The organism is Verrucomicrobia bacterium S94 (assembly GCA_004299845.1).
In the GTDB taxonomy this organism is placed as follows: domain Bacteria; phylum Verrucomicrobiota; class Kiritimatiellia; order Kiritimatiellales; family Pontiellaceae; genus Pontiella.
The window spans coordinates 3,111,373-3,128,145 of sequence record CP036201.1 but is presented as its reverse complement, the minus strand read 5'-3'; the positions used below and the strand labels follow the sequence as shown (position 1 = coordinate 3,128,145).

Sequence of the window (16,773 nt, the reverse complement as noted above, 5' to 3'; positions counted from 1 at the left end):
CGTGCAACTGCAATTTCATCGTTTATGTCTGGGCACGCTGGCGGTTTCGCTGGCGTGCTCGGCTGCGGGTGCCGGGCTTGGCGAGCTTAAGCGCGATACGGAAAAAAAAGCCGCAGAAAGCAGACCTCAAAAGCAGAAAGTTTACAGCAACGATGTACATTCTGCATTCGGGTCCGGAACCTATCCTTCGGCCTCCAGTGCATCCGGCAGTGGATTCATGAGTGATTTCTGGGGCTGGCTGATTGCCGCCCCGTTCAAATATCGCAGTAATGATCCGAACGCAAGAATGAATGCCGAAGGCAAAGAGGGCTGGGCGACTGAAGGAACGATATACCGGCCGATGCATGAATCCGGTGACGTGATCGAGCCTTACGCCCGTGTGGATCTGAATTATCAGTATATTGATTCGGCAAACCAGGCGTTTGACGGGCGGCTGGAGCTGGGATACAAAGCACTGGCGTTTTATGCGCGTACAACCGCATATCAGGAAGATGATGCCGATCCGCTGGATCAGACGATCAATCAGTATTACGGCGCGTTGCGGTACGGATTTCGCTGGCCCAACCTTTTTCCGGGCTCCGCAGAGATTGCCTTGGGGCTTGGTGTGGCCCAGCAGCATGGGGATCTTTCAGATGATCATTCCGTTGCTGTTACGCTGCCGATCAAATATTACCCGACCGACTGGTTGGGTTTTGAGTTTCGGCCCGCGTGGTATGAAGCTGATTATTCCGGCTATGTGTTCGATATTGGAGATTATGATATTTCCGCATCGGTTGGTTATAAGTACGTTCATCTGCGGGTGGGTTACCGCCTGCTGTATTTCAGTAACAGCGAAAACGGGCACTATAACAACGGCCCCTATACCGGCCTGACCATCAACTACTGATTTACAACCCTTGGAACTTTCCAACCCCGGGAAACCCACGTAGAGTTCCGGAGTTGATCAACCGCGGGAGTGCTGAAGATGGCCGTAACGTTTATAGAAAAGTGGAAAAAATTTCTGCACTTCCTTCAGCACGATCTGTGGCGGATTAATCAGGAGCATCATTCGCGGATGCGGGCCTTCGGGATTGAAACCCTGCGCGTTATGCATCTGGTTTTCCGCGGCACCAAAACGAACCGCTGCAAGCTGCATGCCTCGGCGCTGACGTTTGCCACGCTGATGGCGCTGATTCCATTCCTCGTAATCATTTTTTCCATTTCCAGCGCCATCGGGTTTACCACGGCCAAAGAATGGATGATCGAGCAGTCGGCCGAAATTCCGCAGATTCAGGAGTTTGTAAACCAGCTGATCGAACTGGTTGAAAAAACGGACATGGGAGCGCTGGGCATGCTCGGCGGCGTGATTTTCATCTATATCATTTTCAAGCTACTGAGTGAAATCGAGGAGTCGATCAACCAGATCTGGGGGGTCCAGTCTTCGCGCGCAATGGGGGATAAAATCAGGAACTATCTTTCAGTATTGATCATTACACCGGTACTGATGATTACCGCCAATTTTATTTCGATTCAGCTGTCGGCGTTTTCGGACCATTATGTCTGGCTCGGTCCGGTGATTAAAAGTGTGCTGCAACTGGCTCCCGTACTGATGATGACGCTGGCGTTTATTATGGTGTTCATGTTTATTCCGAACACCCGGGTGAGTTTCCGCGCGGCGCTGATCGGCGGGTTCACCAGTTCGCTGCTTGCGCTGATTCTGCAGATCGTCATGCTCAGACTGGGGATCGGGGTGACACGCCTGAGTAAGATTTACGGTACATTTGCCTATTTTCCGATTTTCCTGTTCTGGCTGCAGATGAGCTGGACTATTCTACTGTTCGGGGCGGAACTGGCCTTTGCAGTGCAGAACCGCGATACCTATGCCGAGGAGCTGGCGGCCGTCCGGGCGAGTATGGTGGCCAAACTCTGGGTCGCTTTTTCGATTATGAAAGAGGCCGTTCGTATTTTTCATAGCGATGACCGGTCGCTGAATATCACGGATTTTGCCCGGGCCAACAATATACCCGTCCGCCTCATGAACGAAGTGATCGAGGTACTTGCCAAAGCCGACCTGCTCGGACAGGTCGGGCCGGAAGACGGATCGGAATATGTTCTGCTTCACGCCCCGGAGCATGTGACCGCCAAAAAAATTTATGACCTTCTGGTTCACGACGGCGCATCGCCCTCCGAACTCGGACTGGCTGAAGATTCCGTGGCAGATGAAATACTCAAAACGGCTGATGTTTCGCTCGATGAAACGCTGGATGCCATTACCTTGAAAAAGTTCACGGATGGGGAAGGGTGATTTTCTCTCACAACGTTGCAGAGATACGAAATAGGACTGTTCGTTGTGAGAGGAAACTTTTCGGAGCATAAATCAGCTCTGTGGTTTTGGGTTAACCTCTATTCCCGGAGAACGAGGCTTTAAGCGATGCCGACATTCTGGCAAGTTCTCGCGCATGATTTCAGATACAGTACAGCGTAATGAGGGCGGAATCTCAAAAGAAGTATACGACCTGTTAAAAAAACACCTGATGACCAACGGCATTATTTATCTTCCCGGGCAGGTCGGGACCTATGACGGTGCAGCGGGCGAGGTGCAGGAACCGAAGCTCATTTCGTGCAGGACCGTTACGGAACTTGGTGATTTCGGGAAAGGCGAAGTCGCTTTTCTCTGTACCAGCTATCACGATGAACAGATCGTGATTGTGGATCCCGGCAGTACCGGGCTGGCTGCCGGTTATACCGAAAAAAAGATTCCCGTGCTCGTGCTCGAACTGGGAAGTCTGATCGGGGGAAAGCGGGGCGTTACACCGGCGCGGTTCACCAAATTCATCACCTCCGGCAAAGGCCGCTCATGGCACAGTTTTTCGCAGCCGGAAACGCCGCCGGAAAAAACAGCAGAAGCGGAATCGGATTGGAAACCGCCGGTACGAACGAAGCGTGACTTCGTGCAGCTTGCCGCCGATATTGATTTTGAAAAAGAACTGAATGAAGAGCAGTTGGCGGCCGTCAGAGCGCCGGACGGTCCCACGCTGGTGATTGCCGCCGCCGGTACCGGAAAAACACGCACGCTGATTTATCGCCTGGCCTACCTCGCCACACAGAAACGGGTTCATCCTGATCATGTGCTGTTGCTGACATTCACCAATAAAGCCGCGCGGGAAATGCTGGAACGCACCCATCAGCTGGTCGGGAATCAATTCGGCAGTTATGACAGCGGAACTTTTCACTCTTTTGCTAACCGGGTTCTCCGGGCAGGTGCCAATCGTATTGGGTTCGGGCGCGATTTTACCATTCTGGATTCGGATGATGCCAAAAAGCTGATGCGTACGTGTATTGATGATATCGGCGTAGAAAAAAAACATTTTCCGAAACCGGAAGTTTTGCTGAGTCTCTTTGGCGTGGTCAGTGGCCGCATGGGTGATCTCAATGCCGCGATTGAAGAGGAGTTCGAATATTCCGATGTCGAGGCTGATGATGTCATCAAAGCGTACAATCTTTATCAGCAGAAAAAAAAGGAATCCAATTCGATGGATTTTGATGATCTGCTGATCTACGCCCATAAGCTGTTACTGGAACATGAAGACATTCGGCATCATTATCAGGAAGAGTTTAAATATGTCCTGGTCGACGAGTATCAGGACACGAATGCCATTCAGGCCGAGCTGGTTCATCTGCTGGTACAGACGCATGGAAATTTGATGGTTGTGGGCGATGATTTCCAGAGCATCTATTCCTGGCGCGGTGCCGACTTCCGCAATTTTTTAGAATTTGAAAAGACCTATCCGGGAACTCAGACCTTTAAACTTCAGACCAACTACCGCTCCACGCCGGAAATTCTGGATGTTGCCAACGAAGTGATTGCCGGGAATCCGGAGCAGTTTCAGAAAGAGCTGCAGGCGGTGCGCGCAAGTGATGTGCGGCCGAAACTGGTCAAGGTGCGCGATGGATCGGTGCAGGCCCGTTATGTGATTGAAAAAGCCAACGAACTGCAGCGGCAGGGTATTGCGCTCTCCGATATGTGTGTGCTCTATCGTTCGCATTTCCATGCCATGGAACTGGAAATGGAACTGAACCGTGCGGGGTTGGCCTATTCGCTGACTTCCGGCGTGCGTTTCTTTGAGAAGGCACATATCAAAGATGTCTGCTCCACGCTGCAGTTGCTGGTCAATCCGGCCAATGAACTGGCGTTTTCCCGTCTGCTCCAGCTTTTTCCGAAGGTTGGGGCGAAGACGGCATCGAAAATTTTTAAAAAACTCGGGGGCCGTGTGAATCTCCAGCGGGCGGAAACGTGTGCCGAAGTGCTTGCGGCTCTTCCGTCGGCCGCCAAAGCGGACTGGGAAAAGATACAGGATATTTTTATCGCCTATCGTGAGGAGAGTCTGGCGAGTGATCCCGGCGAAGTCATTTTCCGTTTTGTGAAAGCCTTCTATAAAGAATACATGGTCGAAAACTTTGATAACCATAAATTCCGGCAGGAGGATATCGACGGTCTGATCGACTTCACTGTGAAGTTTGACTCCACCGAAGCGTTTCTTCAGGAAATTGCGCTGCTTACCAATATGGATGCCGAGGGCGGAAATGCTCCGGCCGAAGAGGAACAGCGCGACGCGATTCGCCTGAGTACGGTACATCAGGCCAAAGGGCTGGAGTGGAAAGTCGTATTTATCCTTTTCGTCAATGAGGATATGTTTCCGTCCAAGAAGTCCGTGGAGGAAAACGGCGATGCCGAAGAGCGGCGGCTTTTCTACGTTGCGGTTACCCGCGCCGAGGATGATCTCTACATCTGCTCGCCGATGGTGCGTCGTCAGCGTGACGGTGGTATGATCTTCCTGGATCCCTCCCGCTTTCTCACTGAAATTCCCGAAGATCTACTCGAAGTGGATGGCGGCGGTTTTTATTGAGCAAATGAAAAGTCCACAATAACCGGAAGATGATCGGAGCCAACGTCCGGTCCGAGCATGCGATTGTGAATGACGATTTCATCCGAATGCAGCACGTGGTCGATTGGAATTTTCATAAACGGAGTTCGGGCAGGCCATGAGGGCTGGAATCCGAATCCTTTCATGCTGTTTTTCAGCCTGCTCTCTTTTTCCAATCTTTGGAAATGCGGCGACCACGGGGAGGTGTTCAGGTCGCCGATCAGCAGTACCGGGTGGGATTGGCTTTTGACGATGTTCGGCAGAGCCTGGAGCTGAAGGTTGCGGGATTCTGAATAGGCTTTCCCAATGGGTGGAAGCGGGTGCGTGCCGATAAAGGAAATGTCGCCCTGCGGAGTGTGGATCGTAGTGAGAACGGTCGGAACATCGCGGTCACTGATCGATTTAATTTCACTTCTAGAAAGTGGAAATTTGCTGAACAGTTTAATGCCGAAGCAGTCATCGCGCGGCTGCTCGATGTGGTGCGGATAGGCTTCATTCAGTGTTCGGAGTTCGTTGTCCCATTTGGGCGTGACCTCTTCGAGCAGTAGAATGTCTGGAGCCGCATCATGAATGGCGCTCAGCACCTCATCGGTATTCCCGTTGAGTGCATTGATATTCATGAGCATCGCGCGGATCGGTTCCTTGGTTGGCACATCGGATTTTCCAAAATATAAGGGCAGAACCAGCGCATAATTAATGGCAGCGAGCAGAATCATCGCGGCACCCTTTTTATTCATCCGTTTCCAGAGACAGATTCCAATGATTGGAAGACACAGCTGCATATACTGCACCCGGAAATGTGAAAAAAGATCGAGAAACCAATGGAGCCGGCCGAGAAAGCCGAAGACCGTTGCCGCGACGAGCCCGAGAGCAATGAGATCGATGACGTTCATCGGATTCAGCGACCGCTTTTGCGTCTTTTTTTCAGACATCAATGACCAGTCCGCACCATTTGCCATCGCCGTCGCGCGACACTTCCCTGCAGCCGAGCTCTATAAAAGTGCCGGCCACGGCATCGGCCTCGATTTCGCGGATTCCGCTGAGAAGCAGCCGTTTTTTCGCGGCGCGTTTCAGCATAGGGGCGGCTTCGAGCAGCACGGAAGTCAGGATATTGGCGCAAATCAGATCCGCCGGTTTGCTGTTCCAGCCGGGCTGCAGAACATCCGCCTGGAAAAAGTGAATTTTTCCTGCCACGCCGTTGCGTGCTGCATTGACGGTACATTGGTCGACGCAGACGGGATCGTAATCGAAGGCGACGACGTCGGTAATGCCCAGTTTGACTGCGGCAATCGAAAGAATGCCGCTGCCGGTTCCGGCATCAATCATCGAATTGATTTCCATGGAACGTTTTGTTGACTCCAGGGCCTCCAGGCAGAATCGGGTTGTGAAATGTCCGCCGGTACCGAAACTGAGCCCGGGGTTGATGATAATATTAACTCTGTCGTCCTCCGGGACCGGCTCCCATTCGGGGATAATGCGCAGGTTTTGGCCCAGTTCCATGGTTTTGAAGTGGTGCTGCCAGAAGGTGGTCCAGTCCTGTTCTTTGTATTCCTTGGCTTCAGTGTGCTGAATAAAAAGATCGTCCGGCAGGGCTTTGCGTGCAATTTCGGCCTGAATCAGGGAGTCAAAATAGATTTCGATCTGAGCCCGTTCAGCATGAGGGTGGCTCACTTCGATCGGTTCTTTTTCAAGAACATCGCGCACCCATTCACAGACCCGTTCCGCGTGTTCGGTGGGGACCAGCAGGTTTAACTGTCCGCCGCAGTTTTTGTTTTTTTCTTTCATAAATTATTCTTTCAAATGCCGGCGCTGTCGCGCCATAGCAATAAACGGTTTTACTTTGGCTGTGTCACGTTTTTCAAATCCGAATTTTTTCAGGAACCCGGGGACGTCGGGGCGGTTGCCGCTCCGGTAGTCGTTCCATAGCGCCTTGGCCACGTCTTTTTCAGCAAGACCCTTTTCTACGGTCAGATAGTTCATCAGCAGTTTGGCCAACCGGATGACATGCAGGTTTCCGGTGGTATTTGTTTGGGCGTACAGCCAGTCCGAAAAATGCATGAAAGCAGCGAAAGGGGAGTTCCCGTTCACCGGTAGCAGGCGGGCCGCCTGCGGTACGTTCGGGGCTGTATCGCAGGCGGCCCGCCTGCCTCCCGTCCAGAGGAGGGGCGCCGTTTCGATAAACTGCCCGTTGTTGACGATGAGATTCCAGTAACGGGCAAAGCGGCTGAGACGCTGCATGTCTTCGAAGCGGATTTGGGCGGTGCTGAGAATGTCATAGGGAGCGTGGGGATTGTATATCATGTTCCAGTTTTTGGAATGTCGGTCGATCGGCGCGCCACGCAGTCGTTTCAGGATGCCGAGCTGAATTTCCTGTGGATTCAGAGCGAGCAGGCGATTGAACCCGTGTTCGAAACTTTCGAGATCTTCGCCGGGCAGCCCGGCAATGAGGTCGGCATGAATATGCACGCCGGTTTTCCGGCGCAGGCGGCGCATGTTGTTTTCTATTTTTTCGATATCGAGCGGGCGCTGAATTCGATGGGCAACCGCTTCATTAAAGGTCTGTATGCCGATTTCAAACTGGAGCATGCCGGGGGGACAGGTTTTTACCGCATCCATCAGTTCGTCCGGCAGGTGGGAGGGAATGATTTCGAAGTGCAGCATCATACCGGGTTGATAACGGGCTCTGAAAAAATCGAGGACTTTGAGGGCAAAGCGGATGTCGATATTGAAGGATCGGTCGACAAATTTAAAGATCAGTGCGCCGCGGTCGAGCAGTTTTCCAAAGGCTGAAAACAGTTTTTCTTCGGGGAAATAGCGGACACAGGGATCGAGCGACGACATGCAGTATTCACAACGAAACGGACAGCCGCGCGAGGCTTCCACGTAAATGGCCCGGTGTTTGATGTCTTCATCGGAATAGAGATCGTAAGGCAGTTCAATCTGTGAAACATCGACGGGTTCCGCATGAATGATTTTACGGGGCAGGGGGGGCGCGTCGCCGGCAGCCTGGCGCTCCAGCAGTTCGCGACAGAGTTTCGGGAGTTCAACTTCGCCCTCGCCGCAGATCACGTGATCGGCGTAGTGAAAAACCTCCTGCTGTTCGGTTTCGTAGGAGATTTCGGGCCCGCCGAGAATGAGGTGGATATCCGGACGAACCGCTTTGAGCAGAGCGGCAATCCGGGTGACGAGGTCGATATTCCAGATATAGCAGCCGATGAGGACGATTTTCGGCTGACGGCTGAGAATCTTTTCCAGGGCAACGCGGGGCTGCACCTGAAGATCAAATTCAAGGAGGCCGGAGCGGGGCCGCAGGTCGCCCATATTGGCGAGGAGATAGCGTGCTCCGAAGGCCGTATGGGCATAGCGGGCATTAAAGGCGATAAAAAGGATCTCGTTTAACATAGGTATTTGTGTTTTCTAAATTCGATTGACAATAGCGGACTTCTCACGGAAAACCTAGCGCCTATGAGCTTACCGATTTGTACCTATGGAAATCCGATTCTGCGTCAGAAGGCCGTTGAAGTGATGATGGTTAATGACGATATCCGTGCGCTGGCGAAAGAGATGCTGGAGACGATGTATGCTGAACAGGGTGTTGGTCTGGCCGCTGAACAGGTTGGCCGGACGGAACGTATGTTTGTGGTGGATATTCCGCCGGACGGCGATGTCGGCGAAGATGGCGAGCGGGAGAATCCCGGAATTGAAATGCCGCTCGTATTTATTAATCCGAAAATTGTCGGCCATTCCGAAACCGTGCAGGTGGGGCCGGAGGGCTGTCTGAGTTTCCCGGACATTTTTGCCAATGTGGAACGCTGGTATGAAGTGGACGCGGAATACATTGATCTCGACGGGCTGCCGCAGCGGATTCACGCCAAAGGGCTGCTTTCCCGGGCGATTCAGCACGAGCTGGATCATCTTGACGGCGTCCTGCTGGTTGACCGGATGTCGCACGTCAAGAAAGTGGCTATGGGCGGTAAGCTCAAGCGCTTGGTCAAGGAAACCAAAAAGAAGCTGGGTTGATAGCGGGCCTTGGAATGCCGGGCGCAGCGAAAAATTAATTTCCGTGTATTCCGGGTATTCAGTGATAGGCTTTTCTGAATGATCGCTTTAAATAAAACCATACGGCTGTTTCTGGACAGCATTGGCCGGCGGGATGAGTATGAGTTTTATCTCAACAAATTCCAGTCCGGTCCGACCGCCTGTTTTGCGCTGCTTTGTCCGGATGCGGGCAGCATTGAAGCGGGAGCTGAAGTGCTGGCGTTTGATCTTCATTTTCTGCTGCGGCTCGAACTGGTTCCCGCCATTCTGCTGGCGGGTGATGATGCGATGGCGATGCAGCAGACGCTGAAAAAGGAGCCCATTTTCATTTTCCAGACCCTGGAAAAAGGGACAACAGCTTCGTTCATCGAGCATGCCCGGGCAAAGGAGCGGGTGCCGGTGCTGGTTGCTCCGACGGTCTCTCTGGAAGAGGCCTTGTTGCAGCTGCTGCCGGATACGGCCCGGCGGGTACATTTTATCCGTGCGGCCGGCGGGTTGAAAAATACCGCAGGCGAGCTGGTTCCTTATGTATATACGCACCGGGAAAATTTCCAGATTCTGGAGGCCTTGGCCTTTGATTATCCGGCTCTGGGGAAAAAACTGCTGCAGGAATATCCGGGGGTGCACCTTTCCATTACATCCCCGATTAATCTGCTCGAAGAGATTTTCACGGTGAAAGGAGCGGGAACGCTGATTCGTAAAGGGTCGCAGATTGATCATTTGCCGGGATTGGAGGGGGTTGATCGCGCGCGTTTACTGAATCTGCTTGAAACCGCATTTGGAAAAAAACTGGCCGGGACGGCGTTTCTCGATAATGTGGCCCATGCCTATATTGAGCAGGATTACCGGGGAGCCGTTCTGCTGGAGGAACATCCGGCGGGGCTGTATCTTTCTAAATTTGCCGTTGGAAAAGAGGCGCGGGGCGAGGGGCTGGCGCTGGAACTCTGGCGCGAGGTCCACGAAAATCACGGTGCACTGTTCTGGCGGTCGAACGTCAATAATCCATTCAACTCGTGGTATCACAAAGAGTCGAACGGGCATCATCATGCCGGAAAATGGCAGATCTACTGGCGCGGCGTTGATCCATCCGATATTTCCGGAATCATTGCATACTGCAGTGCGCGCAGCGAGGATTTCTGTTAGTCCGTTGAAAAGCGGGTCAGTGTGATTTTTCCGGAAAGTCCGTTCATGCCAATGGTGAAGTGGCGGAGAAAACTCATGCCCAGCAGACCGTCGGCCCGGGTGTTCATTCCATTACCCAGTACTGCGGCGGCGACATTTTTCACTTCCGCATCGCCGATCTGGACCGAGGAAAGCATGACCGGATACGCATCCACTTTCCGTCCGTCAGCAACAACGGCCTGCTGAACGGGGAGGTCGCCGAGCTGGAGGCCGAGTTTCCGGGCGAAAGGTTCTGAAATCGTTACCGATGTTGCGCCGGTATCAAAGATGAAAATACCGGAGGTTTTCCCATTGACCAGGGCACGGACAAAGGTGGTGTTGCCTTCCGTCCAGGAATCAACGACCACTTCGGAGGTTTCATCTCGGAACCGCTTCATATGGTAGTCGATCTTTTCAAACAGCAGTTTCGATGCCCGGTCCATGGAGTCGGAGCGGTGTTTGGCTTTGTAGGCTGTATAGCGGGAGTCGAACCGGTTGACGGCATTGAAGTAGATGGGTAGCGGGGCAATGACGTTATTGATTTTCTGTTTCAGTGTTTCGGTCTGTTTTTCCGATTCGGAAAGTTCGGTCTGCAGGCGGGATATGGTTGCATTCAGTTCGGCAAACCGGTCGCGTAGGGCCGACTTTTTTTTCGTCAGTTCATCCTGTTCTTTATATTCCCGGTACGTACGTGGGGCCTGTTCGGGCAGCTGGATGGATTTGATGGCCTGGGCCGTGGTATTGATTTCCCGATGTATTTTTTTCAGTTCCGCCACCAGCTGTTCGGTTGTACGGGTCTGCTGCTGAATCTGACTTTCATACAGGTTCATCATATACTGAGCATCAAGCGCCGCATTGCGCTGGTGGATCAGTTCCCGGAATTCCGCCGCCAGTTCGGCGTGGGCGGGCGGGGCGTGCTGTGCGCTCAGAATATTTTCAGCGGTGGGTTCCTGCCGAGGCTTTGTCGTGTTTTCATCCGAACGGATCAGTTCGGTCAGCTGTTTTCTCGAAATTCTCATGGTGCCGGTGCCCAGTGAGACCTCCACATAGTCGTCGTTTACTGCGAGGATGGTGCAGTCCAGCGTCCGGCCGTTCCGGAACGTCAGCTGATCGCCGGAAACCGGCTGTAAAAACAGCAGCGAGCCCAGCAGGATGAATCCCGTTCGTCTAAAAAAAGTCATGTATTCACTCTTCATGATCGAATCAAAAATTTTCCATTTCTGCGAAAAACACCATTACCGCCGGAGTCAACGCAATTGACAGGCCAACAGGGAACCTTTATTTTGCCCCCGTTCCCTAACCAAGAAAAGGATGATCCTATTATGAGCCTATTTTTTGACGAGTATTATGCCCATGTTGAAGAGCGTGCAAAAGAGGGTATTCCGCCGCTTGCGCTCAGTAAAGAACAGACCGAGCAGGTCATTGAGCTGCTGAAAAATCCGCCGGCCGGTAAAGAAGAGGAACTGGTTGCGCTGATTACTGATCGCGTGAATCCCGGCGTTGATCCCGCGGCACAGGTGAAGGCTGAATTCCTTTTCAAGGTTGCGCACGGCGAAGAGTCCACTCCGCTGATTTCTCCCGAACGGGCTGTTGAACTGCTCGGAACCATGGTTGGGGGATATAACCTAGACGGGCTCATTAAACTGGTTGAGGAACAGGGGGCTCTTGCTGAAACCGCCGCTGCAGCACTGAAAAACATGGTGCTGTCTGTAAACCGTTTTGACGATGTTAAGGCTCTGGCCGACGCCGGCAACACGGTGGCGAAAGGGATTATTACATCGTGGGCCAATGGAGAATGGTTCACTTCGCTGCCGGAAATTCAGGAGGAGATCGAAACGGTCATCTACAAAGTTGACGGCGAAATCAACACCGATGATTTTTCTCCGGCGTCTTTTGCCTTTACCCGCGCGGATATTCCCTTGCATTCCAACTGCATGGGAGGGTCACTCTTTCCAGAAGGGCCGCAGGACATCGCCGAACTTAAAGAAACCTCCGGTCTGCCGGTTACCTTCGTGGGCGATGTGGTCGGTACCGGATCTTCCCGGAAATCGGCCTGCAATTCGCTGATCTGGCATATCGGCAGCGATATTCCGTGTATTCCGAACAAACGCCGCGGCGGTCTGATTATCGGCAGCACCATTGCTCCGATTTTCTTCAATACTGCTGAGGATTCCGGGGCTTTCCCTATTCAGACTGATGTTTCGGAACTGACAACGGGTAAAGTCATTAAGGTCTATCCGGTCAAAGGACTGATTACCGATGCGGAAGGGCATGAAATTACCACGTTCCCGGTCAAACCCGACACCATTCTTGATGAATTCCGCGCCGGCGGCCGTGTTCCGCTGATTATCGGAAAACAGCTGACTGAAAAAGCGCGCGAAGCGCTCGGTATGAGTTCAATCGACGAATCCGGCATTTTCGTGGTTCCGGATAATCCGAAACCGGCTGAAGGCCAGGGCTATACCCTTGCGCAGAAAATGGTGGGTAAAGCCTGCGGTGTTGAGGGCATTCTGCCGGGAACGGCCTGTCTGCCGAAAATGACCACGGTTGGTTCTCAAGATACCACCGGCCCGATGACGGCCGGCGAAATTACCGAACTGGCCTGTCTGAAATTCAATGCCGATCTCGTAATGCAGTCTTTCTGTCACACCGCGGCCTATCCGAAACCGACTGATGTCATTACGCACGCTACGTTGCCGGATTATATTATGAATCGTGGCGGTGTTGCGCTGCGTCCGGGGGACGGAATTATTCACTCCTGGCTCAACCGCCTGCTGATTCCCGACACCGTCGGAACCGGCGGCGATTCGCATACCCGTTTCCCGCTGGGCATTTCTTTTCCTGCAGGTTCCGGTCTGGTGGCGTTTGCGGCGGCTCTAGGAGTTATGCCGCTGGATATGCCTGAATCGGTGCTGGTTCGGTTTAAAGGAGAGCTGCAGCCGGGCGTGACGTTGCGTGATATTGTGAACGCCATTCCGTATCAGGCGATTCAGGAGGGTTTGCTGACCGTTGAGAAAAAGAATAAAAAGAATGTCTTTGCCGGGCGTATCCTCGAAATGGAAGGGCTGCCGAAACTGAAGGTGGAACAGGCTTTCGAACTGACCGACGCCGCGGCCGAGCGCTCCGCCGCCGCGGCTGCTATCAAGCTGGACCGCGAACCGATCGAGGAATATCTGAATTCCAATATCACACTGATGGAAGAGATGATCAAGGGCGGTTACGGCGATGCCGAAACGTTGAAAAAACGTATTGCTGATGTGAAGGACTGGTTGGCGAACGGGGAACTGATGGAGGCTGACGCGAATGCGGAATATGCCGCCGTTATTGAAATTGATCTTAATGAAATCAAAGAGCCGCTGCTGGCCTGTCCGAACGATCCGGACGACGTAAAAAAACTGTCCGATGTCCAGGGCGCGAAGGTCGACGATGTTTTTATCGGAAGCTGCATGACGAACATCGGGCATTTCCGTGCGGCCGGTGAGGTGCTTGATGGTGAAGGTTTTGCCAATGTGCTGTTGTGGGTCTGCCCGCCGACCAAGATGGACGAAAAGCAGCTGATCAAGGAAGGCTACTATTCCAAATTCAGCGCCGCCGGCGCCCGTATGGAAATTCCGGGCTGTTCGCTGTGTATGGGCAACCAGGCGCGGGTAAGGGACGGAGTGACGGTATTCTCGACCTCCACCCGGAACTTCAATAACCGTATGGGTAAAGATGCGCAGGTTTATCTCGGCTCGGCTGAGCTGGCCGCCGTAGTTGCATTGAAAGGGGAGCTGCCGAGTCCGCAGGAATATGTCGATATCGTCGGCCCGAAACTGAAAGGTCGGACTGATGAAATCTATCGATATCTGAATTTTGATCAGATGACGGAGTTTTCCGTGTAAAGATGAGGTGTCATTTGTGAGGCGTATAAAGCGGTCCCCTCCGGGGGCCGCTTTTTTTTGTTTGTATGTCCATGATCATAAAAATAGAACGTCGTTCTATTTATTCAGGAGGAAAATATGATTGTTGCGAACAGAGAAGAGCTGGCGGTATTCAAAATGACCAACCTTGAACGGGGGCTGGCGATTCTGGAACTGCTGAAGGAATATCCTGAGGGGCTGGGGACCTCGGAAATCAGCCGGAAACTGGAGCTGTCGAAAAACTTTGTTTTCCGGGCAGCGAGCGTTCTTCATTCGTTGGGTTATATCGACCGAAACGAAGATTCAAAAACGTTTACGCTGAGCCGTAAGCTGCTTTCAATGGGGTATCATGTGCTGAAGCACACGAGTCTGATTGAAACGGCTATGCCGTTTATGAAGGAGTTGCGGAATAACCTGAAGGAGACGGTAACTCTTTGTGCCATTGAAGGGGCGCAGGGTATTGTGCTGGATCATGTGCCGAGCCCGCATTCGTTGCGGCTGGTGGTGGAAACAGGGGCGCATTTTCAGTTGCATTCGTCAGCGCCGGGCAAGGCGATATTGGCGTTTATGGAGCGGGAGGAGCGCGATGATCTGATTTCCCGGCTGACCTTTGAAAAGTTTACAAACCAGACGATTACTTCAGAAAAAGCATTTCTTCAGACATTGGAAACGGTGCGTCAAAACGGCTATGCCGTGGATCTTGGAGAGGAACTGGAGGGCATTCATTGTCTGTCTGCACCGGTTTTTGATGAAAAAGGGCTTCCGGTGGCTGCGCTGGTGGTGACGGGGCCGGTGAGCCGGCTGGATATATCGACATTTAAGGAAAAAGGGGCCGCCGTCAGAACGGCTGCCGGCCGGATTTCCGCACGGCTGGGCAATGCTTAAGGCAGAGGAGCAGAAAAATGAAATTCGGGTATTTAATAGCAGGGGTGCTGATCTGCAGTACAACCGGTCTGGCGGCGGAACAGCATATCCCTTCCATGGAAGAGACGTATGCCAAGCGGGAAATTCCGGCATGGTTCAACGAGGCGAAGTTCGGGATTTTTGTGGTCTGGGGGCCGTATTCTGTTCCGGGGTTTGCTGTCCGCGGGAGTTATGCCGAGTGGTATCTTAAAACCTATGATACGCCCGGGCGCGGAGGGCATAAGGAGACTGTGGCATTTCACAATAGGGCGTTTGGTCCGGAGGTGACGTACGAGGACTTTGCTGATCAGCTCACGGCGGAGATGTGGGATCCGGATTTCTGGTGTCGGCTGTTTGCGGATTCGGGGGCGAAATATGTGGTGACGACAGCAAACTATCACGACGGGTTTGCCATGTATCCCACGAAATACGGAATGTTTAAGAAGGAGACCGACTGGAATGCGATGGAGCGCGGTCCGAAGCGCGATATTATCGGAGAACTGAACCGGTCCGGTGAAAAGTATGATCTGAAAATGGGGATCTATTTTTCGGTATACGAGTGGTATCACCCGCTCTGGATAGCCGGTGAGAAGGAGCGGTATGCAAAGGAGTGGTTTCAGCCGAAATTTAAAGAGGTGGTGAAAAAATATAAACCGTGGCATATCTTTCTCGATGGTGAATGGAACGGGAGATATGACCGGTGGGGTAGCGACAGGCTGGCGCATTGGCTCTATACCGAATCGCCGGTGAAGGACTATGTGGTAACCAACGACCGTTGGGGACATTGCCGCGGGAAGTTCGGTGATGTTTTTGAAAGTGAGTACGGAGCCGGAAAATATACCTCTCCGCATCACCCGTGGCAGGAGGACCGTGGTATCGGCAGAAGCTATGGCTACAACCGCAATGAATCGGTCTATGATTATGATTCGCGCGAGGAGCTGATCCGTACATTCAGCGGTGTGGTCGGCGGTGGCGGAAACTTTCTGCTCTGTGTCGGGCCTACGGGTGACGGGCGCATTCCGGTCATTATGCAGGAGCGGCTGTTGCAGGTCGGTGAATGGTTGGAGGTGAACGGCGATGCGGTTTACGGAACGACGGCCAGCCCGTTCTGGCCGCGTAAGTTTGACTGGGGCACAGTTTCGAAAAAACCGGGCAAGCTCTATCTGCATGTTCATGATCCGGAACTGGGACACATTGTTCTGCATGGCTTCAGCGGTCATGTGAAACAGGCGAAGCTGCTGCATAAAGACGGACCGAAAGAGGTGAATGTGAAGGCGGCCGGGGCGGATCTCTCTTTTACCTGGAAGAATTCTTTCAATGACACTGCCGTTACTGTGATTGAACTCGATGTGGAGGAAGGGTACGCCGTTGACCGCACTCCCCGGCAGTTTGCGAGCGGTTCAGTGGAGTTTGATATCTGGTCGATGACGCTTCATGGCGAGCAGGCATATCCCAACTATGAGGGCATCAATAATCGGCTGTATATGCACGACTGGCGGAATCCTGAAGAGTATCTGACGGGAGAATTTGTTCTGATTGAGCCGGGGAAATATAAGGTTGAGCTGATTTATGCCTCCCGTGCTGCTGAAGGGGGAAAGACGCTATCGGAACATACTGGCGCGGTATTTGACCCGAATGCGAATACGACTGTAGGCGGACGATTTACGCTGACTCTGGGTGAGCAGTCTCTGGCACTGTCGATCGAGGATGTAGGGAACAAACTGCGTCCTCAGTATATGCCGGCGGGCATGGTCGAATTTGCTGCTGCCGGGAAAAAGACGTTTATGCTCAAACCTGATGCTTCCAGACGTTGGAACGGATTTATGTTCCAGGGGGTGCGTCTAACGCCAGTGAAATAGGAGAATCTG

The 16,773-nt window shown here is 52.8% G+C and carries 12 protein-coding genes; 8 read left to right on the top strand and 4 right to left on the bottom strand.

The window, feature by feature from the left end:
- Position 1 precedes the first annotated feature (1 nt).
- The 3 genes from EGM51_13655 to EGM51_13645 all read left to right on the top strand — a co-directional run bounded on the left by EGM51_13655 (position 2) and on the right by EGM51_13645 (position 4,886).
- Positions 2-886, top strand: coding sequence for a hypothetical protein (locus EGM51_13655; protein ID QBG48387.1), 885 nt, complete (start codon positions 2-4; stop codon positions 884-886).
- 78 nt (positions 887-964) lie between these two features.
- Positions 965-2,284: a YihY/virulence factor BrkB family protein gene (locus tag EGM51_13650; GenBank protein QBG48386.1), complete on the top strand. Its 1,320-nt coding sequence runs from the start codon at positions 965-967 to the stop codon at positions 2,282-2,284.
- Between the two features lie 154 nt (positions 2,285-2,438).
- On the top strand, positions 2,439-4,886 hold the full coding sequence (locus EGM51_13645) for an ATP-dependent helicase (GenBank protein QBG48385.1): 2,448 nt from the start codon (positions 2,439-2,441) through the stop codon (positions 4,884-4,886).
- Here EGM51_13645 and EGM51_13640 read toward each other — a convergent pair.
- Genes EGM51_13640 through EGM51_13630 form a run of 3 tightly spaced genes read right to left on the bottom strand, consistent with a single transcriptional unit; the run spans position 4,880 to position 8,306 of the window.
- Positions 4,880-5,863, bottom strand: a complete 984-nt coding sequence (locus tag EGM51_13640) for a hypothetical protein (GenBank protein ID QBG48384.1) — start codon at positions 5,861-5,863, stop codon at positions 4,880-4,882. The genes EGM51_13645 and EGM51_13640 overlap by 7 nt on opposite strands.
- Positions 5,829-6,689 (bottom strand): 50S ribosomal protein L11 methyltransferase, encoded by an 861-nt coding sequence (locus EGM51_13635; protein QBG48383.1) that lies wholly within the window; start codon positions 6,687-6,689, stop codon positions 5,829-5,831. Before EGM51_13635 ends, EGM51_13640 begins: the two co-directional genes overlap by 35 nt.
- Before the next feature lie 3 nt (positions 6,690-6,692).
- Positions 6,693-8,306: a DUF4080 domain-containing protein gene (locus EGM51_13630; protein ID QBG48382.1), complete on the bottom strand. Its 1,614-nt coding sequence runs from the start codon at positions 8,304-8,306 to the stop codon at positions 6,693-6,695.
- A gap of 63 nt (positions 8,307-8,369) precedes the next feature.
- Between EGM51_13630 and def the strand changes: the two genes are divergently transcribed.
- Positions 8,370-8,924, top strand: coding sequence for a peptide deformylase (gene def / locus EGM51_13625; protein QBG48381.1), 555 nt, complete (start codon positions 8,370-8,372; stop codon positions 8,922-8,924).
- 78 nt (positions 8,925-9,002) lie between these two features.
- Complete coding sequence (locus EGM51_13620; GenBank protein QBG48380.1) at positions 9,003-10,085, top strand: hypothetical protein; 1,083 nt, start codon at positions 9,003-9,005, stop codon at positions 10,083-10,085.
- Here EGM51_13620 and EGM51_13615 read toward each other — a convergent pair.
- The gene (locus EGM51_13615; GenBank protein QBG48379.1) at positions 10,082-11,299 is read right to left on the bottom strand and encodes a TIGR02281 family clan AA aspartic protease; all 1,218 of its coding nucleotides are present in this window, start codon (positions 11,297-11,299) and stop codon (positions 10,082-10,084) included. The two genes, EGM51_13620 and EGM51_13615, sit on opposite strands and share 4 nt — an antisense overlap.
- Before the next feature lie 126 nt (positions 11,300-11,425).
- On the opposite strand from EGM51_13615, the gene acnB reads away from it, so the two are divergent.
- From acnB to EGM51_13600, 3 genes are all read left to right on the top strand, one after another.
- Positions 11,426-13,984 (top strand): bifunctional aconitate hydratase 2/2-methylisocitrate dehydratase, encoded by a 2,559-nt coding sequence (acnB, locus tag EGM51_13610; protein ID QBG48378.1) that lies wholly within the window; start codon positions 11,426-11,428, stop codon positions 13,982-13,984.
- A gap of 117 nt (positions 13,985-14,101) precedes the next feature.
- Positions 14,102-14,887 (top strand): IclR family transcriptional regulator, encoded by a 786-nt coding sequence (locus EGM51_13605; GenBank protein QBG48377.1) that lies wholly within the window; start codon positions 14,102-14,104, stop codon positions 14,885-14,887.
- 17 nt (positions 14,888-14,904) lie between these two features.
- Positions 14,905-16,764 (top strand): alpha-L-fucosidase, encoded by a 1,860-nt coding sequence (locus tag EGM51_13600; protein QBG48376.1) that lies wholly within the window; start codon positions 14,905-14,907, stop codon positions 16,762-16,764.
- The last annotated feature ends 9 nt before the right edge of the window (positions 16,765-16,773 follow it).